27 protein-coding genes are annotated in these 25634 nt (G+C 67.8%); 14 read left to right on the forward strand and 13 right to left on the reverse strand.

What is annotated here, in order from left to right:
• Positions 1-168: 168 nt before the first annotated feature.
• The 4 genes from ACFVWG_RS38125 (at position 169) to ACFVWG_RS38140 (ending at position 1968) form a co-directional block, all read left to right on the forward strand.
• Positions 169-717 (forward strand): histidine phosphatase family protein, encoded by a 549-nt coding sequence (locus tag ACFVWG_RS38125; protein WP_391548375.1) that lies wholly within the window; start codon positions 169-171, stop codon positions 715-717.
• Entirely contained in the window at positions 714-1127 is a 414-nt protein-coding gene (locus tag ACFVWG_RS38130; protein ID WP_391548376.1) for a fluoride efflux transporter FluC, read from the forward strand. Before ACFVWG_RS38125 ends, ACFVWG_RS38130 begins: the two co-directional genes overlap by 4 nt.
• The gene (crcB, locus tag ACFVWG_RS38135; RefSeq protein WP_391548377.1) at positions 1124-1489 is read left to right on the forward strand and encodes a fluoride efflux transporter CrcB; all 366 of its coding nucleotides are present in this window, start codon (positions 1124-1126) and stop codon (positions 1487-1489) included. The genes ACFVWG_RS38130 and crcB overlap by 4 nt, the downstream gene beginning before the upstream one ends.
• A 224-nt stretch (positions 1490-1713) precedes the next feature.
• The gene (locus ACFVWG_RS38140; RefSeq protein WP_391548378.1) at positions 1714-1968 is read left to right on the forward strand and encodes a WhiB family transcriptional regulator; all 255 of its coding nucleotides are present in this window, start codon (positions 1714-1716) and stop codon (positions 1966-1968) included.
• A 40-nt stretch (positions 1969-2008) separates the two neighbouring features.
• Here ACFVWG_RS38140 and ACFVWG_RS38145 read toward each other — a convergent pair whose 3' ends face one another.
• The 5 genes from ACFVWG_RS38145 to ACFVWG_RS38165 form a co-directional block, all read right to left on the reverse strand.
• Positions 2009-2410 carry a PLD nuclease N-terminal domain-containing protein gene (locus ACFVWG_RS38145; RefSeq protein ID WP_391548379.1) on the reverse strand — a complete coding sequence of 134 codons (402 nt, stop codon included), beginning with the start codon at positions 2408-2410 and terminating at the stop codon, positions 2009-2011.
• A 68-nt stretch (positions 2411-2478) separates the two neighbouring features.
• Positions 2479-3354 carry an ABC transporter permease gene (locus ACFVWG_RS38150; RefSeq protein WP_391548380.1) on the reverse strand — a complete coding sequence of 292 codons (876 nt, stop codon included), beginning with the start codon at positions 3352-3354 and terminating at the stop codon, positions 2479-2481.
• Complete coding sequence (locus tag ACFVWG_RS38155; protein ID WP_391548381.1) at positions 3341-4147, reverse strand: ABC transporter ATP-binding protein; 807 nt, start codon at positions 4145-4147, stop codon at positions 3341-3343. The genes ACFVWG_RS38150 and ACFVWG_RS38155 overlap by 14 nt, the downstream gene beginning before the upstream one ends.
• Positions 4148-4175: 28 nt before the next feature.
• Positions 4176-5228 (reverse strand): ABC transporter substrate-binding protein, encoded by a 1053-nt coding sequence (locus ACFVWG_RS38160; protein WP_391548382.1) that lies wholly within the window; start codon positions 5226-5228, stop codon positions 4176-4178.
• 92 nt (positions 5229-5320) lie between these two features.
• Positions 5321-5434 carry a putative leader peptide gene (locus tag ACFVWG_RS38165; RefSeq protein ID WP_391548383.1) on the reverse strand — a complete coding sequence of 38 codons (114 nt, stop codon included), beginning with the start codon at positions 5432-5434 and terminating at the stop codon, positions 5321-5323.
• Positions 5435-5577: 143 nt separating this feature from the next.
• Here ACFVWG_RS38165 and ACFVWG_RS38170 point away from each other — a divergent pair, with 143 nt between their 5' ends.
• On the forward strand, positions 5578-8133 hold the full coding sequence (locus ACFVWG_RS38170) for a family 78 glycoside hydrolase catalytic domain (RefSeq protein WP_391548384.1): 2556 nt from the start codon (positions 5578-5580) through the stop codon (positions 8131-8133).
• On the opposite strand, the gene trmB is transcribed toward ACFVWG_RS38170, so the two are convergent.
• From trmB to ACFVWG_RS38190, 4 genes are all read right to left on the reverse strand, one after another.
• The gene (gene trmB, locus ACFVWG_RS38175) at positions 8114-8818 is read right to left on the reverse strand and encodes a tRNA (guanosine(46)-N7)-methyltransferase TrmB (protein ID WP_391548385.1); all 705 of its coding nucleotides are present in this window, start codon (positions 8816-8818) and stop codon (positions 8114-8116) included. The genes ACFVWG_RS38170 and trmB overlap by 20 nt on opposite strands.
• Positions 8819-8906: 88 nt before the next feature.
• Positions 8907-9353 carry an SRPBCC family protein gene (locus ACFVWG_RS38180; protein WP_391548386.1) on the reverse strand — a complete coding sequence of 149 codons (447 nt, stop codon included), beginning with the start codon at positions 9351-9353 and terminating at the stop codon, positions 8907-8909.
• A complete protein-coding gene (locus ACFVWG_RS38185; protein ID WP_391548387.1) occupies positions 9353-9745 on the reverse strand; it encodes an ArsR/SmtB family transcription factor in 393 nt (130 codons plus the stop codon). The genes ACFVWG_RS38180 and ACFVWG_RS38185 overlap by 1 nt, the downstream gene beginning before the upstream one ends.
• A 575-nt stretch (positions 9746-10320) precedes the next feature.
• Positions 10321-13302, reverse strand: coding sequence for a bifunctional [glutamine synthetase] adenylyltransferase/[glutamine synthetase]-adenylyl-L-tyrosine phosphorylase (locus tag ACFVWG_RS38190; protein WP_391548388.1), 2982 nt, complete (start codon positions 13300-13302; stop codon positions 10321-10323).
• 242 nt (positions 13303-13544) lie between these two features.
• On the opposite strand from ACFVWG_RS38190, the gene ACFVWG_RS38195 reads away from it, so the two are divergent.
• Positions 13545-14012, forward strand: a complete 468-nt coding sequence (locus ACFVWG_RS38195; protein WP_391548389.1) for a hypothetical protein — start codon at positions 13545-13547, stop codon at positions 14010-14012.
• A gap of 45 nt (positions 14013-14057) precedes the next feature.
• On the forward strand, positions 14058-14219 hold the full coding sequence (locus ACFVWG_RS38200) for a hypothetical protein (RefSeq protein WP_391548390.1): 162 nt from the start codon (positions 14058-14060) through the stop codon (positions 14217-14219).
• A gap of 70 nt (positions 14220-14289) precedes the next feature.
• Here the strand turns inward: ACFVWG_RS38200 and glnA are convergent, their stop codons facing one another.
• On the reverse strand, positions 14290-15630 hold the full coding sequence (glnA, locus tag ACFVWG_RS38205) for a type I glutamate--ammonia ligase (RefSeq protein ID WP_391548391.1): 1341 nt from the start codon (positions 15628-15630) through the stop codon (positions 14290-14292).
• Positions 15631-15751: 121 nt separating this feature from the next.
• On the opposite strand from glnA, the gene ACFVWG_RS38210 reads away from it, so the two are divergent.
• Positions 15752-16153 (forward strand): hypothetical protein, encoded by a 402-nt coding sequence (locus ACFVWG_RS38210; RefSeq protein ID WP_391548431.1) that lies wholly within the window; start codon positions 15752-15754, stop codon positions 16151-16153.
• Here the strand turns inward: ACFVWG_RS38210 and ACFVWG_RS38215 are convergent.
• Both ACFVWG_RS38215 and ACFVWG_RS38220 read right to left on the reverse strand, forming a co-directional pair.
• Positions 16079-17014, reverse strand: coding sequence for a hypothetical protein (locus ACFVWG_RS38215; RefSeq protein ID WP_391548392.1), 936 nt, complete (start codon positions 17012-17014; stop codon positions 16079-16081). The two genes, ACFVWG_RS38210 and ACFVWG_RS38215, sit on opposite strands and share 75 nt — an antisense overlap.
• Complete coding sequence (locus tag ACFVWG_RS38220) at positions 17011-17469, reverse strand: hypothetical protein (RefSeq protein ID WP_391548393.1); 459 nt, start codon at positions 17467-17469, stop codon at positions 17011-17013. The genes ACFVWG_RS38215 and ACFVWG_RS38220 overlap by 4 nt, the downstream gene beginning before the upstream one ends.
• Before the next feature lie 57 nt (positions 17470-17526).
• On the opposite strand from ACFVWG_RS38220, the gene ACFVWG_RS38225 reads away from it, so the two are divergent.
• A complete protein-coding gene (locus ACFVWG_RS38225; protein ID WP_391548394.1) occupies positions 17527-18183 on the forward strand; it encodes a peptidoglycan recognition family protein in 657 nt (218 codons plus the stop codon).
• Here ACFVWG_RS38225 and ACFVWG_RS38230 read toward each other — a convergent pair.
• Complete coding sequence (locus ACFVWG_RS38230) at positions 18135-19313, reverse strand: DUF418 domain-containing protein (protein WP_391548395.1); 1179 nt, start codon at positions 19311-19313, stop codon at positions 18135-18137. The genes ACFVWG_RS38225 and ACFVWG_RS38230 overlap by 49 nt on opposite strands.
• A gap of 86 nt (positions 19314-19399) precedes the next feature.
• Here ACFVWG_RS38230 and ACFVWG_RS38235 point away from each other — a divergent pair, with 86 nt between their 5' ends.
• From ACFVWG_RS38235 to ACFVWG_RS38255, 5 genes are all read left to right on the forward strand, one after another.
• Positions 19400-20038 (forward strand): GNAT family N-acetyltransferase, encoded by a 639-nt coding sequence (locus ACFVWG_RS38235; RefSeq protein ID WP_391548396.1) that lies wholly within the window; start codon positions 19400-19402, stop codon positions 20036-20038.
• 118 nt (positions 20039-20156) lie between these two features.
• Complete coding sequence (locus ACFVWG_RS38240) at positions 20157-20681, forward strand: AAA family ATPase (protein ID WP_391548397.1); 525 nt, start codon at positions 20157-20159, stop codon at positions 20679-20681.
• A gap of 25 nt (positions 20682-20706) precedes the next feature.
• Complete coding sequence (locus ACFVWG_RS38245; protein ID WP_391548398.1) at positions 20707-22479, forward strand: NAD+ synthase; 1773 nt, start codon at positions 20707-20709, stop codon at positions 22477-22479.
• Between the two features lie 152 nt (positions 22480-22631).
• Entirely contained in the window at positions 22632-24725 is a 2094-nt protein-coding gene (gene panB, locus ACFVWG_RS38250) for a 3-methyl-2-oxobutanoate hydroxymethyltransferase (protein ID WP_391548399.1), read from the forward strand.
• A gap of 550 nt (positions 24726-25275) precedes the next feature.
• On the forward strand, positions 25276-25614 hold the full coding sequence (locus tag ACFVWG_RS38255) for an ArsR/SmtB family transcription factor (protein ID WP_391548400.1): 339 nt from the start codon (positions 25276-25278) through the stop codon (positions 25612-25614).
• Positions 25615-25634: the final 20 nt, after the last annotated feature.

Here is a 25634-nt window from a genome sequence, read left to right on the forward strand (position 1 = left end):
TGCACGGCCACCAGGGCGCCACCGAGGTGCGCTGGCTCGACACCCAACCCCCGACGACAAGCCCCCAACCGCCCGGAGGCATCGATCAACTCTTCGACGAGCTTCATCAGATCCGACCCCCGTCCGCTCCTCAGGGGTGGGCCGGGGCCAGACATCTTCGCTAGGCCCATGCCGGTCACGCAGATCTACCTGATTCGGAACGGAGAGCCCGACTACGCCAGAGTCGACGGTCAGGGGCTGCGCGGAGCCGCGGCCGACTCGGCCCCGCTGACACCGGACGGGGTGCGGCAGGCCGAGGATCTGGCGGACATTCTGAGCGGCATCGGCGCGAACTACCTGGTCAGTTCGCCGTTCACGCGGGCGTTGCAGTTCGCGGCGATCGTCGGGCATCGGCTGGCGCTGGGCGTGCGGGTCGATCACGACCTGCGGGACTGGCTGCCGGATCAATCCGGGTCGTGGCGCGGACATGCCGACGTACAGGCTGCCAAGGCCGAGTTCGAGACGTACGGCGGTGAGTGGCCCGATGGCATCCAGAGGTCGTGGGAGCCGTTGTCGAAGGTGCGGGAGCGAGCGGAGACGGCGCTCGCCCGGCACGCGGCCGGCACGGACGGGCCGGTGCTCGCGATCACCCATGCGACAGTGATCCGCGCGCTGACCGGCGAGACCGGGACTGCACACGGAGCGCATGAGTACTACCGCTACGCTCCGGCGGTGTGACTGAAGCTGGTCAGCCAAGGCTCCCCAAGGTCCTGGGCATCGTGGCCCTCGGCGGAATCGTCGGCTCGCTCGCCCGCTACGGGCTGGCAGAGGCGATTCCGCACGCCGCGGGTACTTTTCCGTGGGCCACCTTCGTCACGAACGTGGCGGGCTGTCTGGCGATCGGGATCCTGTTCGCCCGGCTCACCCCGCAGTCGCATCCGCTGCTCCGCCCGTTCCTCGGCACCGGCATCCTCGGCGGCTTCACGACCTTCTCGACGTACGCGGTCGATACGGAGAAGTTGTTGCACGCGCAGATGCACGCGCATCTGGTGATTGCCTTCGCCTACTACTTCGGCACGGTCGCTGCAGCGTTGCTGGCGGCAACGCTCGGCGAGTACCTCGGTCGCGTTTGGGGCCGGCGTCGATGAACCTCTTGCTCGTCGCCCTCGGTGCCGCGATCGGCGCACCGCTGCGGTTTATTGTGGACAAAGTCCTTGTGGCACGGCTGTTGCGGACCAGTGGCGAACAGGTCCCGTTGCCGTGGGGAACCTTCACGGTCAACGTCGTCGGCAGTTTCGTCCTCGGCCTGATGACCGGCGTGACCGATCAGAACTGGACCCTGCTGATCGGCGTCGGGTTCTGCGGCGCCTTCACGACGTACAGCACGTTCGCGGCCGAGACGACCGCGCAGCTGAGTTCGGGGCATCGGGCAAGAGCTTTGCTCACCGTGCTGCTCAACCTCGGGATCGGCTTACTGGCAGCGCTTTTGGGTGCATCGCTCACTAAGTGATCCATGTCACAGTCGGTAAGTCCATGATCACGCTCTCCGCGTGAAACAGCGTGATCACAGGCTGCAACGCCACGCGCCGATAACGAATACGCCGAAGTTCGAGACAACAAGGGTTGAACTCGGCAGGAGTTGAGCATAGTTTTCACCGAGCGCCCGTCCGCGCTCACGGTGAGTCATAGGAGGTTGCCATGTCGAGAGGGATGCCTCGCCTACCCCGCCCGCTCATGGATCTGTGGGACTGGCAGTCGCAGGCCGCGTGCCGCGACGTCAACCCGGAGCTGTTCTTCTCGCCCGAATCGGAGCGTGGCGTCCGTAAACGCGCCCGCGAGATGGTGGCGAAGTCGCTCTGTGGGACCTGCCCGGTCCAGCCAGAGTGCCGTCAGCACGCCCTTGCGGTCGGAGAACCGTACGGCGTCTGGGGCGGCACCACGGAATCCGAGCGTGACAACGCCCCCCTGGAGCACCGCAAGTCGGCCTGAGAAACCGCGCCCCCGTACCTCGCGTACCCGGGGCGCGGTCTCACGATTTACCGTCGTCGGTCTCGGCTGACGGCGCGTCACCGGTCGGGGTCTCATCGACCGGCGTCTCCGGATCCTTGGGACGCGGTGTGTCCTCCGGCGGCTTCATCGTCGTGCGCGGGTCCCGGTAGCGATCCAGTGACTGGAGAAAGTCCGGATCGTCATCGGGCGCCAGTGAGCGCGGCGCCGGGCGCGCCGGCCGGACCGGACGTTCACGCCCCACGCGAGAGCTGCGCTGCGCGAGCAGCCAGACGATCGGCCCGACGAACGGGACGAACACGATGATGACGATCCACACCAGCTTGGGCAGATGGGGAACCTCGTCGTCGGGCGTCTGGATGCAGGAGAACAGCGCATACACGCTGAGCACCAGGCTGATCAGGAACGGCAGGAATCGGACCACGTCCCCACAGTACGGCCGATGACCGAACCGGGCCCGCGACGCGGGCCCGAGTAGCTAAGCCGTAACCGTCAGGTGGTCGCGCTGGTCAGGCCGCGCGCCTTCAGTACGGCGTTCTCCAGCGGGCGGAAGACCGCCAGCTCGATCCCGACGCCGACCACGAAGATCAGCAGGATGCCGGCGAACACCATCGAGATGTCCGACAGCGACATGCCGTCGTGCAGGAACTGGCCGAGGCCCTTCCCGAGATCCGGCGAGGTCGCGATCAGCTCCGCGGCCATCAGCGACCGCCACGAGAACGCCCAGCCCTGCTTGAGTCCGCCGAGGAATCCGGGCAGTGCGGCCGGCAGCAGGATGTACCTGATCCCGCCCAGCCGCCCGGCGCCGAGCGCCTTGCCGACCCGCGGCAGGATCGGCGGCACCTGGTCCAGACCGGACACCAGCCCGTTCGCGATCGACGGCACCGCACCGAGCAGCACGACCCAGTAGATGGCGCCGTCGGTCAGCCCGAACCACAGCACCGCGGCCGGCACCCAGGCCACGGACGGCAGGCTCTGCAGACCCGAGACCAGCGGCCCGATCCCCCGCCGTACGAAGCGGATGTTGGCGATCGCAAGCCCGAGCGGTACGGCGATCAGCAGCGAGATCGCGAATCCGATCACCGCCCGGTGCACCGATACCCAGAACAGGTCGACGATCTCGCCAGTGGTGACCAGCTGCCAGATCTGCGTCCACACAGCAGCCGGAGCAGGCAGTTTGTACTCGGGCCAGAACGCGGCTGCCCACAGCACCTGCCAGATGACAACCAGCAGCACGACCGCACCGATCGGCGGCAGCGCGCGGGCCGCGATCCGGCGGGCCAGTGACCCCTCGCTCGCAACTACTGGGGTATCGAGCGCATCCAGCCCAGCCTCGACCGAACCCTCGCGGACATCAAGCTGCGGCATGGCTGCTGATCACCTTGCGCAGTTCGGCGTTGATCTCGTCGACTGCACCGGCTTCGTCGGCCCCGGCCAGCTCGCGAACATCCCACTCCCGCACAACCCGGCCGGGCCGCGACGACAGCAGTACGACGCGTTGCCCGAGCCGCACTGCCTCCCGGACATCGTGAGTCACGAACAGGATCGCCGTACCGGTGGCCTGCCAGATCCGGAGCAGTTCACCCTGCAGGACGTCGCGAGTGATCGCATCGAGCGCAGAAAACGGCTCGTCCATCAGCAGCAGCGACGGCTTGCCCGCGCCGGAGCCAGTGTTGTCCGTGGTCGACGCGAGCGCCCGTGCGAGCGCGACCCGCTGCCGCATCCCGCCGGACAGCTCGTGCGGACGCTTGTCACCGAGCCCCGCGAGCCGAACCAGCTCCAGCAGCTCGGCAGCCTTCGCCCGGCGCTGCGCCTTCGGTACGCCGGCCAATCGCAACGGTAGCTCGACATTCCCGGCCGCCGTCAGCCACGGCATCAACGCGGCCTCCTGGAACACCACCGCCGGCCGGGACGAGCTGAGCTCGATCCGGCCGGTGGTCGGCTCGTCCAGACCCGCGACCAGGTTCAGCAGCGTGCTCTTGCCGCACCCGGACGCGCCAAGGAGGCAGACGAACTCACCCGCACGCACGTCCAGGTTCACCCCGTCCAGCGCCACGACTGCGTTACGCCCAGTCCCAAAAGCCTTCCCTACTTGGTGAAAACGCACCGGACGCACCACGTTCTCGCTCACCGTGCGGGCTGCCTCGACTGTTGCGGTCATGGTCTGCCTCCTCGTCTAGCTTGCGGAACTACTTGGTGTCCAGGCCGGCGGCGTCGACCGTCGGCTTCCCGGCTTTGGTCAGTACGTCGTTCAGCGGGCCGAGGTCGGCGAAGCCGGAGACCTTCGGGGCCTCCTTGGCGATCCCGGCGGTGACCTGGTCCTTCGCCAGCTGCGGGAAGGTCGCGGCGAGCGGGTCGGCGGTGATCTCGATGTTGCTGAAGGCGCGGTCGATCACGGCCGGCTTCAGGTCCTTGCCGGTGGCTGCCTTCAACTGCTTGTTCACCGCGGTCTTGGCGGCAGCCTGGTCCTTGTTCGCGAAGTCGATCGACGCGACCAGCCCGCTGAGCAGGGCCTTCACCGTCTCCGGGTGCTCCTGCAGGAACTGCGTGCGCACGATCAGCACGGTGGTCGGGAACTTGCCGTCCGGCCACAGGGTCTTCTCGTCGAGCAGGACCTTCGCACCGGCATCGAGGACGAGCCGCGACGACCAGGGCTCGGGCAGCCAGGCGGCATCCACCTTGCCCTCCTTGAACGCGTCCAGCGTCTGCGCGTTCTCCAGGTTGGTGACCTTCACCTTGCCGGTCAGCCCCTTGTCGGCCAGCCACTTCTTCAGCGCCACGTCCTGGGTGTTGCCGAGCTGCGGGGTCACCACGGTCTTGCCGACCAGGTCCTCCGGCTTGGTGATGGTCGGCTTCACCACGAGCTGCGCGCCGCCGGACGTCGTACCGGCGATCAGGCGGACGGCTTCACCGTTGGACTTGGCGTAGGCGTTGATGGCCGGGCCGGAGCCGATGAAGGTCGCGTCCAGCGAGCCGCCGAGCAGTGCGCCGACCGCCTCCGGGCCCGCGTTGAACTTGGTCGGCACCAGCTTCGTGCTGCCGAGGTCCTTGGTGAACAGGCCCTGATCGAGGCCGATCAGCGCGGCGGCATGGGTGACGTTCGGGAAGTAGCCGAGCCGGAGCTCGGTGGCCGGACCCTTGCCGGCCGCAGGGGCCGGGGAGTCGTTCCCCTCGGCCCGGCTGCAGCCGGCGGCCGCGACTGCCAGGGACAGGGCGACGACGAGCACACGAGAAATACGCACAGGAGACCTTCAGTGGATGCGGGTGACCGCGAGGGCCACGGGCGAGCGTGGATCAGCGAGAGTTCACAACGGGCTGAGTGCGACGCTGAAGGTCAACAGGTTGCGGAGGCGACTCGGAGCAGGTCGACGTGCCGACGGCGCGTAAGCGCGTCGGCGGGCCGGTTGGCGGTGACCTGCATGAGTCCATGAAAGCGGACAAAGTCCATCAACAGCCTCGTATTTCGCGATCTGAGACGACAAATCACGAAGTGAGACGGATTGGCCAGGAAAGGGCAGTGCCGTTCCGTCCCGCCGCGCTCCTGTCACGATGGGTATCGCCCCGTAGACGTTTGCTGAGGAGCCGCCGCCGATGCTGGTCCGATCGTTGAAGGTCGAGTACGCCGTTCGCCCCCTCGGAACCGATATCGACCGACCCCGGTTCAGCTGGATCGCCAGTGCTCCCGGGTACGGCGCGGTCCAGACGGCGTACCAGCTCCGGGTCGGGTCGTGGGACTCCGGCAAGGTGGCCTCCTCCCGGTGCTTCGGGATCGAGTACGACGGTCCCGCACTCGCGCCGCGGACGCGGTATCAGTGGAGCGTCCGGGTGTGGGACGGCGAGGATCGCGAGAGCGAGTGGGCCGCGGACGAATGGTTCGAGACCGGGCTGCTCGGTGAGGGCTTCGGCGACGCGCAGTGGATCGGCGGGGACGTTGACAGCGCGCCCCTGCTCCGGCGTGCCTTCACCGTCGACGGGACTGTCCGGAGTGCGCGGCTCTATGCGAGCGGCCTCGGGTACGCCGATCTGCGGGTCAACGGTCAGGCGGTGACCGACGCCGTACTGGATCCCGGCTTCACCGACTACGGCCGCACTGTTCTCTATGTGACCCACGATGTGACGGGGTTGCTGGAGCCGGGCGAGAACGCGGTGGGCGCTGCGCTCGGTCGCGGGTTCTTCGGGATGAACACTCCGAACGTCTGGCGTTGGCACACCGCGCCGTGGACCGCTGAGCCCCGGCTGATCGCGCGGCTCGTCATCGAGTACGACGACGGCCGGGTCGCCGAGGTGGTGACAGACCCGTCGTGGCGCATCACGGGCGGTCCGACCGTCTCCGATTCGCTCTACACGGGAGAGACGTACGACGCTCGCCGCGCGCTCCCGGGCTGGGACACCGCCGACTTCGACGACTCGTTGTGGTCTGCGGCGACGGTGGTTGAGGCGCCGGCCGGTCGGCTGCGGGCGCAGGAGCATGAGCCGATCCGGGTGATCGACGCGGTGAACGCGATCGCGCTGGACGAGGTCCGACCCGGCGTCTGGATCGCGGACTTCGGCCGAACGACGGCCGGCTGGGTGCGGCTCGGCGTCACCGCGCCGACCGGGACCACCATCAGCCTGACGTACGGCGAGACGGTTGCCGACGGCAACGTGGTCGCGGTGAACGGACATGTCGAGGGTGACCGGATCCAGCGCGACGAATACGTTGCGGCCGGCAACGGTTTCGAGGAGTGGGAACCACGCTTCTCCTACAAGGGTTTCCGCTACGTCCAGATCGAGAGTCCGTCGAAGCCTGATGTACAGCTCAGGGTCGTCCACTCCGACGTACGGTCGGTGACCAGCTTCGAGTCGACCGAACCGGCGTACGAACAACTCGAGCAGGCCATGCGTCGTACCGTGCTGAGCAATCTGCACGGGATCCCCACCGACACACCGTTCTACGAGAAGAACGGCTGGACCGGCGACGCCCAGGTGGGGGCACCGACGATGCTGGCCACGCTGGATCTGGCGCGGTTCTTCACCAAGTGGCTGGGCGACATCCGTGACAGCCAGGCCGAATCCGGGCAGCTGCCGGTGATCATCCCGAGCAGCGGCTGGGGCTTCACCGAGCTCTCCCCCGCGACCGAATGGCCGACCGTCTACCCGATCCTGCTGCACGAGCTGCATCGCGCGTACGGCGACGAGCGGCTACTGCGCGATCACTGGGACTCGCTGACCCGCTACCTGGCTTGGGAACTCGACCGGGTTTCAGACGGACTGTCCGTCAGCGTGCTCGGCGACTGGCTCCCACCCGGGTACGGCGACGGCCCGGCCCCGGAGGACCGCCGGCTGACCGGTACGGCGTACCTGTATCGCGCACTGCTCGTGGCCGCGGAGATCGGGGACCTCATCGGCGAGTCCCACGAGTACCGGAAGGCAGCGGCCGAGTTGGCCGATGGGCTGAACCGTACCTTCCTGGATCGGGAGGCGGGGGTCTACCGAAGCGCCGACGATCCGGACTACCGGCAGACGTCGAACGTCGTACCGCTTGCCTTTGGCATCGTTCCCGAGGAGTTCACCGAGCGCGTCGCGGCCAATCTCGCGGCGGATGTCGAGGCGCGCGGGTTCCACCTCAACACCGGATGTCTTGGGGTCGGCCTGCTGCTGCCGGTACTGACGTCGTACGGATATGGCGACGCGGCAACCAAGGTGGCGCTGCAGCGGAGTTATCCCAGCTGGGGCTACTGGTTCGACCTCGGCGCGGACACGATGTGGGAGATGTGGGAGGCGAACTCGCGGTCCCGCAACCACTACTTCCAGGGCACGGTCGTGCAGTGGATCCTCGAGAACGTCGCGGGTCTGCGCAACGTGGGATCGGGCTGGGAGCGGATCGTGGTGCGGCCGGACGCGCGCGGCGAGACGGGGTCGGCGAGTGTCCGGACTTCCACGATCCGTGGGCAGGTGGCGGTGATGTGGCGACGGAAGAGCCGGGTGTTCGCGCTGGAGGTGCACGTGCCGGTCGGGATGACGGCGTCGGTGCACGTGCCGTCGGAATCCGCCGCCGACGTTTCCGCCGTACCGCAGTCTTCTGCGGGCGAGCCGGCGTACGAGGACGGGTTCACGATCTACACGGTGGGTGCCGGGATCTGGAGCTTCACGAGTCGGACCGCTTGACGTAGATCAGGTCACGCACCTCGCGCCCTTCCGCCTGTGCCCGCGACTCGAACTTGGTGACCGGTCGCCATTCGGGTCGCGGGGCCCAGCCGTCGTACTGGTTCCGCAGCGTCGGTTCGGCATCGCAGACCGCCAGCATCTGGTCGGCGTAATGCGCCCAGTCCGTTGCCAGGTGCAACGTCCCGCCGGGGCGCAACCGCGAGGCGACAAGCGCGATGAACCCCGGCGCGACCAGCCGCCGCTTGTGGTGCTTCTTCTTCGGCCACGGGTCCGGGAAATAGATCCGGACGCCGTCCAACCCCGCGGGCTCGACGTGATCGGTCAGGAACGCGATCGCGTCACCCTGCAACAGCCGCAGGTTCTCCAGGTCGTACTTCTCGGCCAGCATCATCAGCTGGCCGAGACCGGCCGTGTACACCTCGGCCGCGATGTGGTTCACCTCCGGCGCCGCGACCGCGAGCTGCGCGGTCCCCTCGCCCATCCCCGAGCCGATCTCCAGCACGGTGGGCGCCTCGCGACCGAACCACGCCACCAGATCGGTCGGCCCAGCGGCCAGATCCTCCAGCTTCGACCCCAGCTCGGACCAGTGCGCATCCCAGGCACGTCGCTGCCCGGCCGTCATCCGCACCCCACGCTGCGTGGTGCTCAGCACACCCCGCCGCTGTTTCCGAGCTGTCGTCTCCACCAGCGTGATTCTAAGAGAACTGGCCGGTTTTCCGAGAATTGGCCAGCTCTACGAGACCTGGCTGGCGTTAGGAGAGCTGGCTAGCTCTTTACGAGAGCTGGATGGCCAGGGTGCGGCCGGTCTCCAGGTACGTCTTGAGGTTGGCCAGGATCGGGCCCCAGCCGTTCCGCCAGCCCTCGACCTCGTCGGCGGCGATCTCGTCGTGTACGACCTGCAGTTTCACCACGGTCGGACCGGCCGGTTCGATCGTGAACGTGACCCGGCCGACCGGGCGATCCGCGTGCGCTTCGAGAAACTCGTTCTTGAAGGTATAGGCGAGTGTCTTCGGCTCGTCGTACACGAGCACCTCGCCGGAGTCGGTCAGGCTGTCGTCCGCGCTGTCGTAGAACGCAACGCGAGCCCCGACCGACCACTCGGACTCGATCCGCCGGCCGAACCAGTACAGCTTGGTGAACTCACCCTCGGTGAGCGCCGCCCACAGCTTCTGCGGCGTGGTCTCGATGTAGGTGACGTGAATCATCGCAGCCTTGCTCATCACTTCTCCTTGTCTTCATCAACACGGTCTTCAACGGCACGGTCTTCAACGGCACGGTCTTCAACGGCACGGTCTTCAACGGCACGGTTCTCCAGCGCGGCCTTGAGCGCACTGAGCGCGGTCAGCTTGTCGCGCTCGTAGTTGCTCAGCCAGCGCTCGGCGATCTCGTTGATCGGCACCGGGTTCAGGTAGTGGAGCTTGTTCCGGCCCTGCTTCACGGTCACCACCAGATTCGCGTCCTCGAGAATCCGCAGATGCTTCGTCACACCCTGCCGACTCAACTCAGGAAGCAACTCACACAACTCCAGTAGCGTCTGCCCGTTCCGCTCCCGCAACCCGTCCAGCAACGCCCGGCGCCCCCCGTCCGCCAACGCCCTGAACACCAACTCCACACGGAGATAATAGGCAACCAAAAGGTTGCCCGTCAACACCACCCCACGTCCCAACGCGGTCGACGAGCACCCAAACTCCCGCCCACCTTGAGCACCCCTCAACCACCTGAACGCCCGCAGCCTGGTCGACCCGTGCACAAAGTCCCGCCACCCACCTCTCCCCAACCCGTTTTCGGCCTGGGGCCTGGGGCAACCCTCGAGCTGAGGGGATATCCCTCCACCTGGAGGGTTGCCCATCGCGATTTTCGGGGGGCAACCCTCCAGCTCGATGGGCATCCCCTGAGTTGAGGGGTTGCGCGGCCAAAGAGTGGGTTGCCCATTCACTTGGGGGGTTGCCCACTCAGAATTTCGGGGGGCAACCCTCCAACTCGATGGGCATCCCCTGAGCTGGAGGGTTGCCCGCTCAGGCAGGGGGTTGCCCGCTCAGGCAGGGGGTTGCCCACGCAGGTGGGGGGTTGCCCGCTCAGGTGGGGGGTTGGCCACTCGAGTGGGGGTGCCCGCGCATGTGGGGGTTGGTCACTCGGGTGGGGGGCTGCGCGCGGGGGTGGAGGGGTAGGTGCGGGCGGGGGTGGGGGTTAGTCGTCCCAGAAGAGGTGGGCGACGGTGTTGTGGGCTCGGCGGGTGATGCGGAGGTAGTCGTCGGAGAAGCGGCTGGACTCGCCTGGTGGGTAGCCGCAGATCTGGGCTACGGCGGCCAGGTCGCGGGGGTCGGTGGGGAGGGAGTCGCCGGGGCGGGCGCGGACGAGCATGATCGCGTTGCGGATGCGGGAGGCGAATTCCCAGGCGATCTCCAGGGTCTCGGCCTGGGTGGGGTCGACGAGGTTGGCTTCGACGCCGGCGCGGAGGGCTGCGAGGGTGCGGGTGGTGCGCAGGCCGGGGATGCGGTGGGCTTCGCGGAGCTGGAGGAGCTGGACTGTCCACTCGATGTCGGCGAGGCCGCCGCGGCCGAGTTTGGTGTGGGTACTGCGATTCGCCCCGCGCGGCAGGCGTTCGGCGTCGACTCGGGCTTTGATGCGGCGGATCTCCATCACGTCGCGCTCGTTGATGCCGTCGGCCGGGTAGCGCAGCGGGTCGATCAGCGCACGGAACGCCGTACAGAGCTCGTCGTCGCCGCAGAGTGGGTCAGCGCGCAGCAGCGCCTGGGCTTCCCAGACTGCCGACCAGCGGGCGTAGTAGGACGCGTACGACGCCAGCGTGCGAACAAGTGGTCCCTGGCGACCCTCGGGCCGCAGGTCCGCATCGATTGCGACCGCGGGGTCGGCACCCGGGAGCGCAAGCAGGCGGCGAAGTTCAGTGGCGGCCTGGGTGGCGAAGTCGGTCGCCGCCTTCTCGGAGGCGCCGGGCAGCGGGTCGTGGACGAACATCACGTCGGCGTCGCTGCCGTACCCGAGCTCGTGTCCGCCGAAGCGCCCCATCGCCACGATCGCCATCCGCGTCGGCTCCGGCTGTCCCTTGGCGACGGCCTTCCGGGCGACCTCAAGCGCAGTCGTCAATGTGCCGATCGAGATCCCGGTCAACGCATTGCCGACCGCCTCGACATCAAGCAGACCGGACAGATCCGCGGCGGCAACCCGGAACAGCTCGCGCCGCCGGACCGCCCGGATCGCGGCCACCCCAGCCTCCGGCTGATCCTGACGACCCGCGGCCGCCGACATCTCGGTCCGCAACCCATCCGGCGTACGCGGGACGAGCTCGCGCTCATCGGCCAACATCGCGGTCGCTTCCGGAGCACGCTGCAACAGATCAACGGCGTACCGGCCGCTGGCGAGCAGGTGCGCGAGCCGCTCAGCCGACGCGCCCTCATCACGCAACTGGCGTAGGTACCACGGGGTCGAGCCGAGGCTGTCCGAGATGGTCCGGAACGCGAGCAGGCCGGCATCCGGATCCGGCGACTCCGCGAACCAGCCGAGCATCGCGGGCAGCAGCGCCTTCTGGATCGACGACCGACGCGACACCCCCTCGGACAACGCCTCGATATGCCGCAGCGCCGACGCCGGATCGGCGTACCCGAGCGCAGTCAGCCGCTGCCGCGCCGCCTCGGGCGTCAGCCGGACCTCGCCGCCAGGGATGCGCGCAACCGCCGCGAGCAGCGGCCGGTAGAAGAGCTTCTCGTGCAACCGCCGCACCTCGAGCGCATGCTTCTTCCAGGCAGCAGTCAGATCAGCGACCGGATTCTTGGTGAAGCCGAGTGAGCGCCCGAGCCGCCGCAGATCAGCCTCGTCCTCAGGGACCTGATGGGTACGGCGCAACCGGTAGAGCTGGATGCGGTGCTCCATCGAGCGCAGGAAGCGATAAGCATCAGCCAGTACGGCGCCATCCGTGCGACCGACATACCCGCTCGTCGTGAGTGACTCCAGCGCGATCAGCGTCGTACCGCTGCGAACCGCCTCATCACTCCGACCGTGCACAAGCTGCAGCAGCTGTACGGCGAACTCGACATCACGCAGTCCCCCGGGCCCGAGCTTGAGCTGCCGATCGACATCGGCGGCCGGAATGTGGTCGATCACCCGGCGCCGCATCGCCTGCACATCACTGACGAAACCCTCACGATCGGCCGCGGACCAGACCAGCTTGCCGATCCGTTCGACGTACTCGTTGCCGAGGGCAACATCTCCGGCGACCGGCCGCGCCTTGAGCAGCGCCTGGAACTCCCACGTCTTCGCCCACCGCTGGTAATAGGCCAGGTGGCTCTCGAGAGTACGGACGAGCGGCCCCGATTTGCCTTCCGGACGCAGTGCCGCATCGACCGGCCAGAGCGTGCCCTCGCCGGTGTGATCGGAGCAGATCCGCATCGCGGCCGCGGCCAGTTGCGAGGCGGTCTTGAGCGCCGGCAACTCGGGTTCACCCTCGAGCGGCTCGGCGACGAACAGGACGTCGACATCGCTGACATAGTTGAGCTCGCGGCCACCACACTTGCCCATGGCAATGATCGCGAGCCGGCAATCAGCAGCATCCGGGTGCGCAGCGAAGTAGTTGTTGCGCGCAATCCGCAGCGCGGTCTCCAACGCTCCCCCAGCAAGATCAGCCAGTACGGCGGCAGTCTCGTCGACGAGCAGTCCCTCAGCCAGATCGCGGGCCGCGAGCCGGAGCAGCAACCGGCGGTACTCGACACGCAGCGCATCGACCGGATTCTCCGCATCTACCGCGGAGGCGAGCTTCGCCGCGACATCCTCGATCGACGGGCGGGAGCCGGTCAGCTTCGGGTCGGCCAGGTCGTACCAGTGCCGCGGATGGACGCTGAGGTGCCGACCGAAGGCCTCGCTCGCGCCGAGCACGAAGATCAGCCGGCGGCGGAAGTCGTCGTCCATCTCGAGTGTGCGGGCGAACGCGCCCACGTCGTACTGGTGCCGATCGAGCGCCTCGACCATGCCGAGCAGGCTGAGCAGCGCCAGATCGGGATCGGCCGACTCGGACAGCGTCGTGATCAGCGGCTCGGTAGCGATCGGGCCGTGCGGGTGGAGTGCGTCGAGCTGCTGCAGCAACTGGGCCGCGCGCTGCGGATCCCCGAACCCCAGCCGAACCAGTCGTCCTTCTCCGGACCCGCGCGCCTCAGCCACGACCGCCACGTTACCCAGTCCACAGCGTGCCGCTACCCATCCATCGGCCACGTCGACTGACAGAATCTCGGCAGAGTCGCGAGCAGGTTGCGGCGAGGTCTGAAGGGGATTGCAATCAACACTCGGAGTTGCCTGGCGTATTCAGGCTGTAGTCGGCATGATGAGTCTTCATGGTCATGATGACGGGGTCGCTCGCCGTTCGGGGCACGGTGGTCTGGTTGACGCCCCAGCAGGGTGGGCGAGTGTCCGGGCCCCCCGAGCCGGACTACGACTACGACTACACCGGTACGGCGTTCCTGCCGCCGCGGACCGCGGAGGACGGGCAGGCGGGGGTCTGCCTGCGCCGCTTCGCGCCGGGCGCCTGGCGGACGCCGATCGAGGGAATTCTCGTTCCTGGACCAGGGAATCGGGCTCAGCAGGTGATCCCCGGCTGTCTGGTGGTGATCACCGAAGGGGTCCGGCCGGTCGCGTTCCTTACGGTGGAAGAGGTGCACGCGGTGGCGGACGACGGTACGCCGGTGTTCCCGCCACCACCGGTGATCGAGCCGGCCGAGCCGGTGCCAGTGATCGCGGCTCCGATCGAGACGCCGTACCGGCACTCGACGGCGACGGCGCGGTTCACCTCGACGCACGCGTCCGACGACTCGACCGAACCTCTCACGGCCGAGCCCGCCCCGGACGAACTGCTCAAGGCAGCCAACTCCCTTTAACCACACTCTGTCGCAGGACAGCTACTCAGTGTTATTTTCAGACGCATGGGCCACTGGAAACGCATTGTTGCCATTCTGCTGGTAGCCGCTGTGGTTCTCGTGCTCGAGAGCTGGACCGTGCACGCGACGCCGACGCTCTGCAAGAACTGCACCTACGAGTGCGGCGGCGGGCGACCCGGTACCGGATCCCAGCCGATCAGCCCCTAACGTCCGAAGAACCGGAAGGCCCGTCTCCGATCTTTCGGACGTTACGCAACTCGAAGGCGGCGAGCGGCGGTTAAAGAACCGGCAGTAGCTTGTTGAGCTCGAACGGCGTGACCTGGCGGCGGTAGTCCTGCCACTCGGCGCGCTTGTTCCGCAGGAAGAAGTCGAAGACGTGCTCGCCGAGGGTCTCGGCGACCAGCTCGCTGTCCTCCATCGCGCTGATGGCCTCAGCGAGGCTGCCCGGCAGCGGCTTGATGCCGAGTGCCTTGCGCTCGCGCGGCGTCAGCGACCAGACGTCTTCCTCGACCTCGCGCGGCAGCTCGTACCCCTCCTCGATGCCCTTCAGCCCGGCCGCGAGCATCAGCGCGAAGGCGAGGTACGGGTTCGCGGCCGAGTCAAGCGAGCGGAACTCGACCCGCGACGACTGACCCTTGTGCGGCTTGTACATCGGCACGCGGACCAGCGCGGAGCGGTTGTTGTGGCCCCAGGAGACGAACGACGGTGCTTCGTCACCGACGGCGAGCCGCTTGTAGGAGTTCACCCACTGGTTCGTCACCGCGGTGATCTCGGCCGCGTGGTGCAGCAGGCCGGCGATGAACGCGCGGCCGGTCTTGGAGAGCTGGTACTGCGCGCCGCCCTCGAAGAACGCGTTCCGGTCCCCCTCGAACAGAGACATGTGGGTGTGCATCCCGGACCCGGGCTGGTCGCTCAGCGGCTTCGGCATGAAGGACGCGTAGATGCCCTGCGACAGCGCGACCTCCTTCACCACGACGCGGAACGTCATGATGTTGTCCGCGGTCGACAGCGCATCGGCGTACCGCAGGTCGATCTCCTGCTGGCCAGGACCGCCCTCGTGGTGGCTGAACTCGACCGAGATGCCCATCGACTCCAGCATCGTGATCGCCTCGCGGCGGAAGTCGTTGCCGATCCCCTGCGGGGTGTGGTCGAAGTACCCCGACGAGTCGACCGGCTCCGGCGTCGTACCGGGTGAGCCGACCAGGGACTTGAACAGGTAGAACTCGATCTCGGGGTGCGTGTAGAAGGTGAAGCCGAGGTCGGCCGCCTTCGACAGCGAGCGCTTCAGCACGTTCCGCGGGTCGGCGAACGACGCGGAGCCGTCCGGCATGTTGATGTCGCAGAACATCCGCGCCGTGCCCATGGTCTCGCCGCGCCACGGCAGGATCTGGAACGTCGACGGGTCCGGCTTGGCCAGCATGTCCGCCTCGGTCACCCGGGCGAACCCCTCGATCGCGGAGCCGTCGAACCCGATCCCCTCGGAGAACGCGCCCTCCAGCTCGGCCGGCGCCACTGCCACCGACTTCAGGAACCCGAGCACATCGGTGAACCAGAGCCGCACGAAGCGTACGTCGCGCTCCTCGAGTGCGCGCAGTACGAACTCCTGCTGCTTGTCCATTACGGTCCACCTCGCTCGTCAGGTTGTGCGGCCTCACACAGTGTGCCCCGCCTCTGTTAAGCGAACGTTACGTGCTGACAGCTCTTCGATGCGTGCCAGGCCCTACCGTGTCTTCGTGCAGATGACATTCCGGGTCGCGTTGGTGATCGCAGCGATCCTGTGCTTGAGCGATCTGCTGCTGTCGACGGCCCGGTTCGTGCAGTCGGTCCGGCATCGCCGGCCGGCCGAGCGGGACGTGCTCGGGCGGCGCTGGCTGCCGCTGCCGGAGATCGGTTTCGGGATGTGCGCCTTCTGCTTCCCCGGGCTGATCACGCTCGGGTTGACGCATCACGACGCCGACAACCTGCCGACGAAGCAGATCCTGCTGGTCGCGTTCGTCTTCGGGTACGCCGGTGCGGTGCTGTCCCGAGTGGTCCGGACCCCCGGGCCCGGTGGTCGCCGGTTCCGGCTACGCGCCGGCCTGCTGCTCGGCCTGCCGGCTGCCTTCGGGCTGGTCTTCGGCCTCGCGGGCATCGCGGCCTGAGCGACGCCGCCACCACGGCACGATCCGCTCCAGCGGGGCGAAGGCGAGCCAGCAGACCACGGTCGGCAGGAAGTGGATCAGCAGGATCGCCGTGTTCGCCACGTGGAAACCGAGGAAGAACAGCGCCCCGAGCAGTTGCCACCGGCCCTTGAGCCAGAGGATCACCGGCGAGCAGAACTCCCCGATGAACCCGACCCACTGCATTACGTGCAGCATCCAGGGGTGGTGCAGCAGCCACTCCCCGACCGGGTGCGGGCGCCGGACGATCGCCCAGGTCATCACGGCGCTGCCCGGCCAGGTGAACTTCCACCCCGGGCTGCGCACCTTCGCCACCCAGGACAGGAAGTACGTCGCGATCACGCAGATCTGCACGCAGCGGACAGCCCATCCTGCCGCCTCGGAACGGGTTTGATCCCCGTACGACGCTCGCCCGCGAACCGTGGACTTCACGGTCGGAAGGACCCAGAGGGCGATCACGAGGGCGAGGTGATCGTGGTCGACCTTGCCGTCGCTCATCCCGATCAGCACCCACCAGGTGAACGCCGGGGCGACGATCCAGCCGGCGACCCGCGGGAACCAGTTCGTCGCGCCGACCAGGCAAGCCACGATCAGAACGACGTACAGGGCGGTGGTGTTCGCGACCGACGGCTTGGGGAGGTCGAAGATGCGGGCGAGCAGGAGCGGTTGGTAGAGACCGGGGTGCTCGCCTTTGAGACGCGTGTCGCGGACGAACGCGTGCATGTCGAGGATGACGAAGAGGTAGAGGACCGTCCGCAGCCAGGCGACCCGGGCCAGGGCGATCTTCGGGGTGAACCAGTTGGCGATCCTGCTGGTCAGCGGCTGAACCTCGGTGGCGCTCATCGGCGGACCTGCCAGGTCGCGAGCACCTCGGGCGTCGGCGGGCCTTCGACCCGGCCCTTCACCAGTTGGGTGGTGTCGCGGATCAGTTCGAGCTTCACGTACTGCGGCTGGTCGGGGTGCTTCTTCTTCCAGCCGTCCGCGACCTGCTGCAGCAGCGACGGGTCCTTCTCGATCTCGCCGGTGCGGGCCTCGATCTCGGCCCGGGCCACGCCTGCGCCCTCGATGTTCAGCGGTACGTCGACCGTCGTACCGGCATCGGTCTGGGCACTGATCCGCGTGAAGGTGACGGAGGCGTCGTCGGCGACACTTCCGGCGTACTGCGACATCGGGCCGAACGGCCACGCGTCGTCGGACGCCCGCGCCGAGCCGTTGACCAGCAACACGATGCCGACCACCGCGATCGCCACCCGGACCGTCTTGCCGACCCGCCCGAGTTTGAGCTCACCTTCCGTCACCCGACGTATTAGACCAGAACGGTTTGACGGACCCCTCAGTAGGGGATTTTCTCAGACATGACCGCCCCCGAAAGTTTCCAACCCACCCGGCGGACCCTGCTGCGCGGCGCTGCCGCCTCCGGGGTCCTGCTCGGCGGGCTCACGCTCCCCACGACCGCGGCGTACGGCGCCCCGGCCCCGCGCTGCTACACCCGCTCCGAATGGTCGGCCCGGCCGCCGAAGTCCGCGACCTCGGTGATCGCCAAGCCCGACCACATCGTCATCCATCACACCGCCTCGCCCAATGTCACCGACTACTCGCTCGCGGCGGCGTACAAGGTCTCGCACTGGATCCAGGACCTGCACATGGACACCAACGGCTGGATCGACAGCGGGCAGCAGTTGACGATCAGCCGCGGCGGGTTCCTGATGGAGGGCCGGAGCAAGTCCCTGTCGTCGATCAACAACGGGCAGAACGTGCTCGGCGCCCAGACCGCCAATCACAACAGCCACACGATCGGGATCGAGCACGAAGGGATCTACGTGAGCGAGAACGTGACGGTCGCGTTGTTCGACACCTCCGTGCTGACCTGTGCGTGGCTGTGCACGAAGTACGGTCTCGATCCGCACGTGGCGATCGTCGGGCACCGGGACTACAACGCGACCCAGTGCCCGGGGGACGTCTTCTATGCAAGGCTCCCGGAATTGCGGGACCGGGTTGCCGCGGTCCTGTAGGTGAACCAGCGGATCAGCTTCTCGAACGGTCCGCGGTAGTTGGCTTTGCGCATCCGGTCGGCCATCAGTACGGTTGCGAGCCAGGTGGCGATGGCCAGTAGCGCCGTTGTGGCGGTCGTCAGAGTGCCCGAGAGGTCTAGTAGGTAGGGCGTGAAGACGATCGCCCAGACGACGGACTGGCTGAGGTAGCAGGTCAGCGACCGCTGGCCGACTGCAGCGATCGCCTGGGTGACGCGGCCGGTGGTGATTCGGCCGGCGGTGATTCGGTGGGCGATCAGGACGATCAGCGCGGCGTAGCCGAAACCACCGAAGGCACCGGTCGCATCGTGGATCGGGCCAATGAGGTTGAGGACGTGATCACTCGGTACGGCGATGATGCCGCCGACAACCAATGAGACCGGCAGCGCGCCGATGATCGCGATCGGGAGTCCGACGGCGACCGTCGTACGGAGCAGGATGAGGTGTTCCGCCGGCCGCTCGAGGACGCGTCGGCGGCCCGCCCACAGGCCGATCAGGAACGGTGTCATGAAGCCGATCGGGCCGAGGAGCGCGATGAACGGCTGGACGACGATCCGGTCGGCGAACTGGTCGAGCAGGTTGTGCGGCAGCATCGACGGATCGGTCCCGTCCATCAGCGAGGTGTCCGTCGGCAAGGCCGTCAGCACCAGCACGAAGGCAGCCACCCCGAACAGCCAGCCCGTCTTCCATCGGATCGCCCACACGCCCAGGAAGAGCAGGACGCCGTACGCCGCGAGGATGTCGCCGACGTACAGCAACATGCAGTGCACGAACCCCAGCACCACCAGCACCAAACTCCGCCGCCACAACAGTTTTCGGATCGGCCACCACTCCCGACCGGCCTCGCGCTGCCGCCGCACGATCTGCGCCACGCCGTACCCGAACAACAACCCGAACATCGGAAACGCCCGCCCGTCCACGAACGTCGAGATCACCATGCCCACCGCGCGATCCACCCCCGACGCCCCCGTCGGAAACCCCGCGAACCCCTGCGTCCCCGCCACGAAGTAGTGCGAGTTCGCGAGCGCGATGAAGGCCAGCATCACCCCCCGCGCCAGATCCGGCCCCAGCGCCCGCTCCGCCACCTCAGTCGGCCCACCCGTCGTCGTCATACGACCAGTCAACCGGCGACCGCCGTACCGGACATCCACCCAAAGTCCCCGCCCCATGAACCTTCGTCGCTGGTTCCATGGCAGGCATGCACGAACTACTCGCGCGCTGGCAACGCGGCTGGTCCCGCTCCCGCGGCTGGACCAATTACACCGAGACCGACCACGTCATCGCCGTACAGATCGGTGAACCGGATCGGCAGGTCGAGTACTTCACCACCGACCAGTACGCCGAAGGCGCAGCCCGCATGACGTTGGCCGCCCCACACCCACCGGGGAGTGCACGCTTGGCCGTCATCACCCCTGACCCGGTGCGCGTCGCGGAGGCGCTGCATCCATTGAAGATCGTCCGCACCTTGTGGCTGATGTCCACTCCCCTGGCCGATCACCCGCAGCACCCGATCCCACCGGAGTACGAACTCCACCAGACGACCAGCGCCGGCCTGATCCACGCAGAACTGCGTCACCACGGCCCACGAAATCCAGGTCGAGTCGCCGCGACCGGACGCATCGCCATCGACGGAACCGACGCCGTCGCCGACATGATCCGCACCGAGCCGGCCCACCGCCGCCGCGGCCTCGCCCAAGCCCTCATGAGCACGCTCACCACCCAGGCCCAACTCCAAGGCGCCACCACCGGCCTCCTCCTCGCCTCCCCCGAAGGCCACCTCCTCTACACCTCTCTCCACTGGACCCCACAACACCAACTGGTCTTCGCCACCACCTAGCCCCATTTCGCTGGCTAGGCACTCATATCGGGGGTTCCGCACCGTGAACGCGAGTGCTTAACCCCCCAGTTGCGTGCTGAGCCAGGGAAATGGCGGTCCGTGGGGGCAGAGTGTGGGGATGGAACGGGTTGTGGTCTTCACCGGTTTGCCGGGGACGGGGAAGTCGACCCTCGCTGAGGAGGTGGGGCGGCGGGCGGGGGTGCCGGTGTTTGCCGGGGACTGGCTGCTCGGGGCGATAGTGCCGCACGGGGTGTTGACGGGGGTGGAACGGCCGCGGTTGCTGGCGATGTTCTACGACCTGCTCGGGACGTTGGTGACGCGGCAGTTGATGCTCGGGCAGTCGGCGATCGTGGATGCGGTGGTGGACGACGTACAGGCTGAGCGGTGGGAACGGACGGCTGTCCAGTACGGCGCTGAGTTCCGGCTGATCGAGTGTGTTTGTCGTGACGAGGCGGTGCATCGGGAGCGGCTCGAGGGGCGCCGGCGCGGGATCCCGGGCTGGCATGAGGTGGGGTGGAATCACGTCGAGCGGATGCGGGCGGAGTTCCCCGGAGTGACCCGCGAACACCTCACGATCGACGCGATGGATCCGCTCGCGGAGAACGTCGAAAGCGTGTGTCGGTCGATCGGGGTCTTGGAGTAACCGCGGAAACCAGTAGTGTGCTCTCGTGTCTCAGCTTCGGGTGGCTCTTGCTCAGCTCAATGTGACTGTCGGTGATGTGGACGGGAACGCCGAGAAGATCGTTGCCTGGACGCGAAACGCTGTCGAGCGCGGTGCGCACGTCGTCGCCTTTCCGGAACTGGCGCTGACCGGATATCCGGTCGAGGACCTCGCGTTGCGCGGATCGTTCGTCGACGCGTCGCAGGCCAAGATCAAGAGCCTGGCCGAACGGCTGGCCGCCGACGGTCTCGGCGACATCGTGGTGGTGTGTGGGTACCTGGACCGCGCCACCGGTACGGCGATGGGCGTCGACCGGCTCGGTCGCCCGAAGGGTTCGCCGACGAACGCAGCGGCGGTTATCCACCAGGGTCGCGTCGTCACCAGCGCGGTCAAGCATCACCTGCCGAACTACGGAGTGTTCGACGAGTTCCGGCACTTCGTCCCGGGCAGCACCTTGCAGGTGGTTCGGATCCACGGCGTCGATGTCGCGCTCGCGATCTGCGAGGACCTGTGGCAGGACGGCGGCCCGGTCGCAGTGGCGCGAGCCGCGGGTGCGGGACTCCTGCTGGTGGTCAACAGTTCGCCGTACGAGGCAAACAAGGACGACGTTCGCGGCGAACTCGTCACGCGGCGTGCTCGCGAGGCCGGTTGTGCCCTCGCCTACGTGAACCTGATCGGCGGCCAGGACGAGCTGGTCTTCGACGGCGACTCGCTGATCTCCGACGCCGAGGGCAACATTTTCGCGCGGGCCCCGCAGTTCGAGCAGGGCAGCATGGTCGTCGACCTCGAACTGCCTGCCGCGACCGGTACGCCGTCCGGTACCCACGAGGGCATCGAGATCGTGCACACGGTCATCCACGAGGACGCGCTCCCGTCGTACGAGCCGATCGCGGCCGCCGTCGCACCGCGGCTCGCGGACGAGGCCGAGATGTACGGCGCGATCGTCACCGGGCTGCGCGACTATGTGCAGAAGAACGGCTTCAAGTCGGTGCTGCTCGGACTGTCCGGCGGCATCGACTCGTCGCTGGTCGCCGCGATCGCCTGCGACGCGATCGGCGCCGAGCATGTCTTCGGCATCTCCAACCCGAGCGTCTACTCCAGTGAGCACTCCAAGGACGACGCGGCCGAGCTCGCCGCGCGCACCGGCCTCAACTACCGGGTGATCCCGATCCAGCCGATGGTGCAGCCGTTCATCGACACGCTCGGTCTGACCGGGCTCGCCGAGGAGAACCTGCAGGCCCGCGTCCGGGCCGTCGTCTGGATGGGCTTGTCGAACGCCGACGGCCACCTGGTACTTGCCTGCGGCAACAAATCTGAACTCTCGGTCGGTTACTCCACCATCTACGGTGACGCGGTCGGTGGGTACGCACCGCTCAAGGACGTCCCGAAGACTGTGGTCTGGCGGCTCGCCAAGTGGCGCAACGCGGACGCCGCCGCGCACGGCAAGCAGCCGCCGATCCCGGAGAACTCGATCGCCAAACCTCCGTCGGCAGAACTCCGGCCGGGGCAGCAGGACACCGATTCGCTGCCGCCGTACGACCTGCTCGACGACATGCTGGACGACTACGTCGAACTGGACCGCGGCAGCGCAGAGCTGGTCGCGGCCGGGTTCGAGACCGAGCTGGTGAGCAAGGTGATCCAGCTGGTCGACCGCGCGGAGTACAAGCGCCGGCAGTACCCACCGGGCCCGAAGATCACCCACAAGGCCTTCGGCCGGGACCGCCGGTTGCCGATCACCAATGCATGGCGTGAGGACGCACGGAAGGCAGCCGAGCACTGAGCGACTCCTGGCGGTACCGCCCATCCGAGGACACACCGTGGGGCTCTTCCGAAGAGCTCGACGGCGACTCCGGCCTGCGCCGCGACAATGTGACTGACAACTCAGGCACAGCCGATGGCGCTTACCCTCCGCATCGGTGGGACGATGAGCCCATGGTTGACAACTTCAGGTCGGCCGGTACCCAGGACGACGAGGAGATGCCCTCGCCGTACGGGACCGGACCGTCGAACCGGACAACCGAAGAGCACCGCCGTTCGGACTACGACAGCGAGCCCTGGCGGGACCGGCCCAACGGGCTCGGTCTCGACCCTGCGCCGTCGTTGCCGAACGCACCCCGGCAGTTCGAGCGCGGCCCGGTGCCGCAGCAGCCGTACGTGCCGAAGCCGCCGTACCTGCCCGGCTCCCTGCCGGCGCCGCCGCCACCCCAGCAGCGGTACGGCGAGCAGCCGCCTGCACCTCCTGCACCTCCGCAGGGCCAGCCGCGGCCGCCGTACGGTGAACCGCCGCAGCGGCCTGAGTACTACGGCGAGCGTGAGCAGCAGGCGCGGAACGAAGAGCAGTCGTACGGACAGCCGTCGTACCCGCAGGAGAGCCCGTTCCGTCCGCAGCAGCCACCGGCCCAGCCACCTGCTGCCCCGAATCGGCAGAACCCGTTCGCACCGTCGAACGGGAGCAACGGCGTACCGCCGAACCGGCAGGGCGCACCGTCCCAGCAGCCGCCTCCGCAGCCACCGCGGCCCCCGGCCGCGCCGCAGAGCAGCAACGGGCTGACGCAGCACGCACCGCCGCCTGCTTCCAACGGGTCGTCCAACTGGAGCAGCCAGGCGCCGCAGCAGAACGGCACGCCGCCGAACACCGGTGCGTTGCCGCTGCCTCCGCAGGCGCCTAGCAATGGGCTGAGCCCGCTGCAGCCGCCATCCCAGCAACCGCCCGTGCAGTCGCAGTCGCCTTTGCAGCCGCCGACGCCCCCGCAGGGTCCGCCGCCGGCACCTGCGCCGCAGCAGAATCAGGCTCCGGCTCCGCAGCCGACGTCGTCTGCACAGGCGCCCGCCCCGCAGCCGCCTTCTCCGTCGCCGTCGGAAAAGGTTGTTCCGTCGGGACCGAGTTATCTGTCGGATCCCAGCGCGGAGTACGAAAGCAACGCACCCGTGAGCGAACCGCGGTCGCGGATCGGCGCGCGGCGACGAGCGGACGTCCAGCAGGACGCCCCCAGCCAGGTGCCGGCCGAGCACATCGCCTCGCACCGCGCTGCACGTCGCGCCCAGCCGGGCGGAACCGCCGGTACGCCGGAGGCCGCCGACTCGTCTGTGCCGTCCTCACCTTCATCTGCTTCATCGCCTTCGTCGTCGTTGCCGTCTTCGTCGTCGCCCTCGTCGTCTCCCTCGTCCTCGTCGTCGTCGTCGGAGAAGCGTCCGCCTGAGGGTGGCGGTTCCGGTGACGCTCCGGCGCGGCCGCGGCGCTACCGCATCCACCACCTGCGGGACATGAAGAACCGTGGCGAGAAGTGGGCGATGCTGACGGCGTACGACCAGTACACCGCCGAGATCTTCGACCAGGCCGGGATCCCGGTCCTGCTGGTCGGCGACTCCGCCGCCAACAACGTCTTCGGCTACGACACCACTCTGCGCGTCACGGTCGACGAGCTGATCCCGCTCGCGCGGGCAGTTGCGAACGCGGTCGACCGCGCGCTGGTCGTCGCCGACCTGCCGTTCGGTTCATACCAGGCGTCGCCGGAACAGGCCTTCCACACCGCGGTCCGGTTCATGAAGGAAGCCGGCGTGCACGCGGTCAAGCTCGAGGGCGGCCGAACCGTCGTACCGATGGTCGAGAAGCTGACGCAGTCCGGCATCCCCGTGATGGCGCACATCGGCTTCACCCCGCAGAGCGAACACAGCATCGGCGGCTACCGAGTCCAAGGCCGCGGCGACCAAGCCGCCGGCCTCATCGACGACGCGGTCGCACTGGCCGAAGCCGGCGCCTTCTCCCTGGTCCTCGAGATGGTCCCCGGCGACGTAGCCGCCGAGATCACCAAACGAGTCCCCATTCCCACCGTAGGCATCGGCGCCGGCCGCGACACCGACGCCCAGGTCCTCGTCTGGCAGGACATGGCCGGCCTACGCTCCGGCGCCATGCCCCGCTTCGTCAAGCAGTACGCCGACCTCCGAGGCATCCTCACCGGAGCCGCCACCGCCTACGCCGCCGACGTAGCCACCGGCGCCTTCCCCACCGACAACCACACCTTCTAAATCCCCCCGCACTCCCCCTTGCAGGCGTTAATGGTTAGCGCTCACGGCCGCCCACCTGCGAGGGTGCCGGTATGGCCGAGGTCGTCGTACCACTGACCCCGTTTGGGGGGTGGAGACAACAAGTGGGGGCCGGGAACAAGAAGTGGGGACCGGGGACATGGTGTGCGTTGTCCCCGGCCACCACTTCCTGTCCCCGGTCACCACGGTGGTCACGCCTAACGTCCGAATGAACGGAGGGCGTGGTCGGCGTGTTTTCGGACGTTGGCGGCTGTGGATGCGACCAGCGGCGTCGGCGAGTGCTTGCTCGCCGCCAGGCCGACGGACACCGTGGCGAGGGCCATCGGACCAGGGGGGTTCTCCCCTCATATGGTCCCTTCTCCTGCCGAAATTTGGGGGGAGAAGGGGCACTTTGAACGGATATCCCGTGAGATTGCGGGCGATCCAGCCCGCCGGCGACGCGGGGTGGTGGGCATGGGGCTCGGCGGGAGGGGGACCATCCTGTAGTATCGGGATTCTTCGATGTGTTTCGTCCGATCTGGGTCGGAGGCCAATGACGACCAACGACGCCCCCTCGCTCGACAGTGCGCAGCTGCTTGAGATCTTCAAGGCGCTGGGGAATCCGGTGCGCCTGCAGATTCTGCAGTGGTTGCGGGATCCGGACGGGAACTTCTGGCCTGAGCAGGCGATCGTGGACCAGAACGAGATCGGTGTCTGCGTCAGTCATATCCAGGCGAAGAGTGGCTTGGCCCAGTCGACCGTGTCGGCTTACATGTCGACGCTGGAGCACGCGGGCCTGGTGCGCTCGACGCGGGTCGGCAAGTGGACGCACTACAAGCGCGACGAGGACCGCATTGCGCGGCTCGTCGACGTACTCGGACATGCCCTCTAACCACTGACGGCACCCACTTC

Origin of the sequence: Kribbella sp. NPDC058245, assembly GCF_042882005.1 — a bacterium.
GTDB lineage: Bacteria > Actinomycetota > Actinomycetes > Propionibacteriales > Kribbellaceae > Kribbella.

Excerpts from the sequence above, each read along its gene's own strand:
- ACFVWG_RS38150 (WP_391548380.1), bottom strand. The coding sequence starts at position 3,354 with ATGCCGCAGCTTGATGTCCGCGAGGGTTCGGTCGAGGCTGGGCTGGAT.
- ACFVWG_RS38230 (WP_391548395.1), bottom strand. The coding sequence starts at position 19,313 with ATGACGACGACGGGTGGGCCGACTGAGGTGGCGGAGCGGGCGCTGGGG.
- ACFVWG_RS38170 (WP_391548384.1), top strand. The coding sequence starts at position 5,578 with ATGCTGGTCCGATCGTTGAAGGTCGAGTACGCCGTTCGCCCCCTCGGA.
- ACFVWG_RS38140 (WP_391548378.1), top strand. The coding sequence starts at position 1,714 with ATGGATCTGTGGGACTGGCAGTCGCAGGCCGCGTGCCGCGACGTCAAC.
- ACFVWG_RS38235 (WP_391548396.1), top strand. The coding sequence starts at position 19,400 with ATGCACGAACTACTCGCGCGCTGGCAACGCGGCTGGTCCCGCTCCCGC.
- ACFVWG_RS38225 (WP_391548394.1), top strand. The coding sequence starts at position 17,527 with ATGACCGCCCCCGAAAGTTTCCAACCCACCCGGCGGACCCTGCTGCGC.
- ACFVWG_RS38125 (WP_391548375.1), top strand. The coding sequence starts at position 169 with ATGCCGGTCACGCAGATCTACCTGATTCGGAACGGAGAGCCCGACTAC.
- ACFVWG_RS38210 (WP_391548431.1), top strand. The coding sequence starts at position 15,752 with ATGACATTCCGGGTCGCGTTGGTGATCGCAGCGATCCTGTGCTTGAGC.
- ACFVWG_RS38240 (WP_391548397.1), top strand. The coding sequence starts at position 20,157 with ATGGAACGGGTTGTGGTCTTCACCGGTTTGCCGGGGACGGGGAAGTCG.
- crcB (WP_391548377.1), top strand. The coding sequence starts at position 1,124 with ATGAACCTCTTGCTCGTCGCCCTCGGTGCCGCGATCGGCGCACCGCTG.
- ACFVWG_RS38180 (WP_391548386.1), bottom strand. The coding sequence starts at position 9,353 with ATGAGCAAGGCTGCGATGATTCACGTCACCTACATCGAGACCACGCCG.
- ACFVWG_RS38200 (WP_391548390.1), top strand. The coding sequence starts at position 14,058 with ATGGGCCACTGGAAACGCATTGTTGCCATTCTGCTGGTAGCCGCTGTG.
- ACFVWG_RS38215 (WP_391548392.1), bottom strand. The coding sequence starts at position 17,014 with ATGAGCGCCACCGAGGTTCAGCCGCTGACCAGCAGGATCGCCAACTGG.
- ACFVWG_RS38155 (WP_391548381.1), bottom strand. The coding sequence starts at position 4,147 with ATGACCGCAACAGTCGAGGCAGCCCGCACGGTGAGCGAGAACGTGGTG.
- ACFVWG_RS38255 (WP_391548400.1), top strand. The coding sequence starts at position 25,276 with ATGACGACCAACGACGCCCCCTCGCTCGACAGTGCGCAGCTGCTTGAG.
- glnA (WP_391548391.1), bottom strand. The coding sequence starts at position 15,630 with ATGGACAAGCAGCAGGAGTTCGTACTGCGCGCACTCGAGGAGCGCGAC.
- ACFVWG_RS38165 (WP_391548383.1), bottom strand. The coding sequence starts at position 5,434 with ATGGACTTTGTCCGCTTTCATGGACTCATGCAGGTCACCGCCAACCGG.
- panB (WP_391548399.1), top strand. The coding sequence starts at position 22,632 with ATGGTTGACAACTTCAGGTCGGCCGGTACCCAGGACGACGAGGAGATG.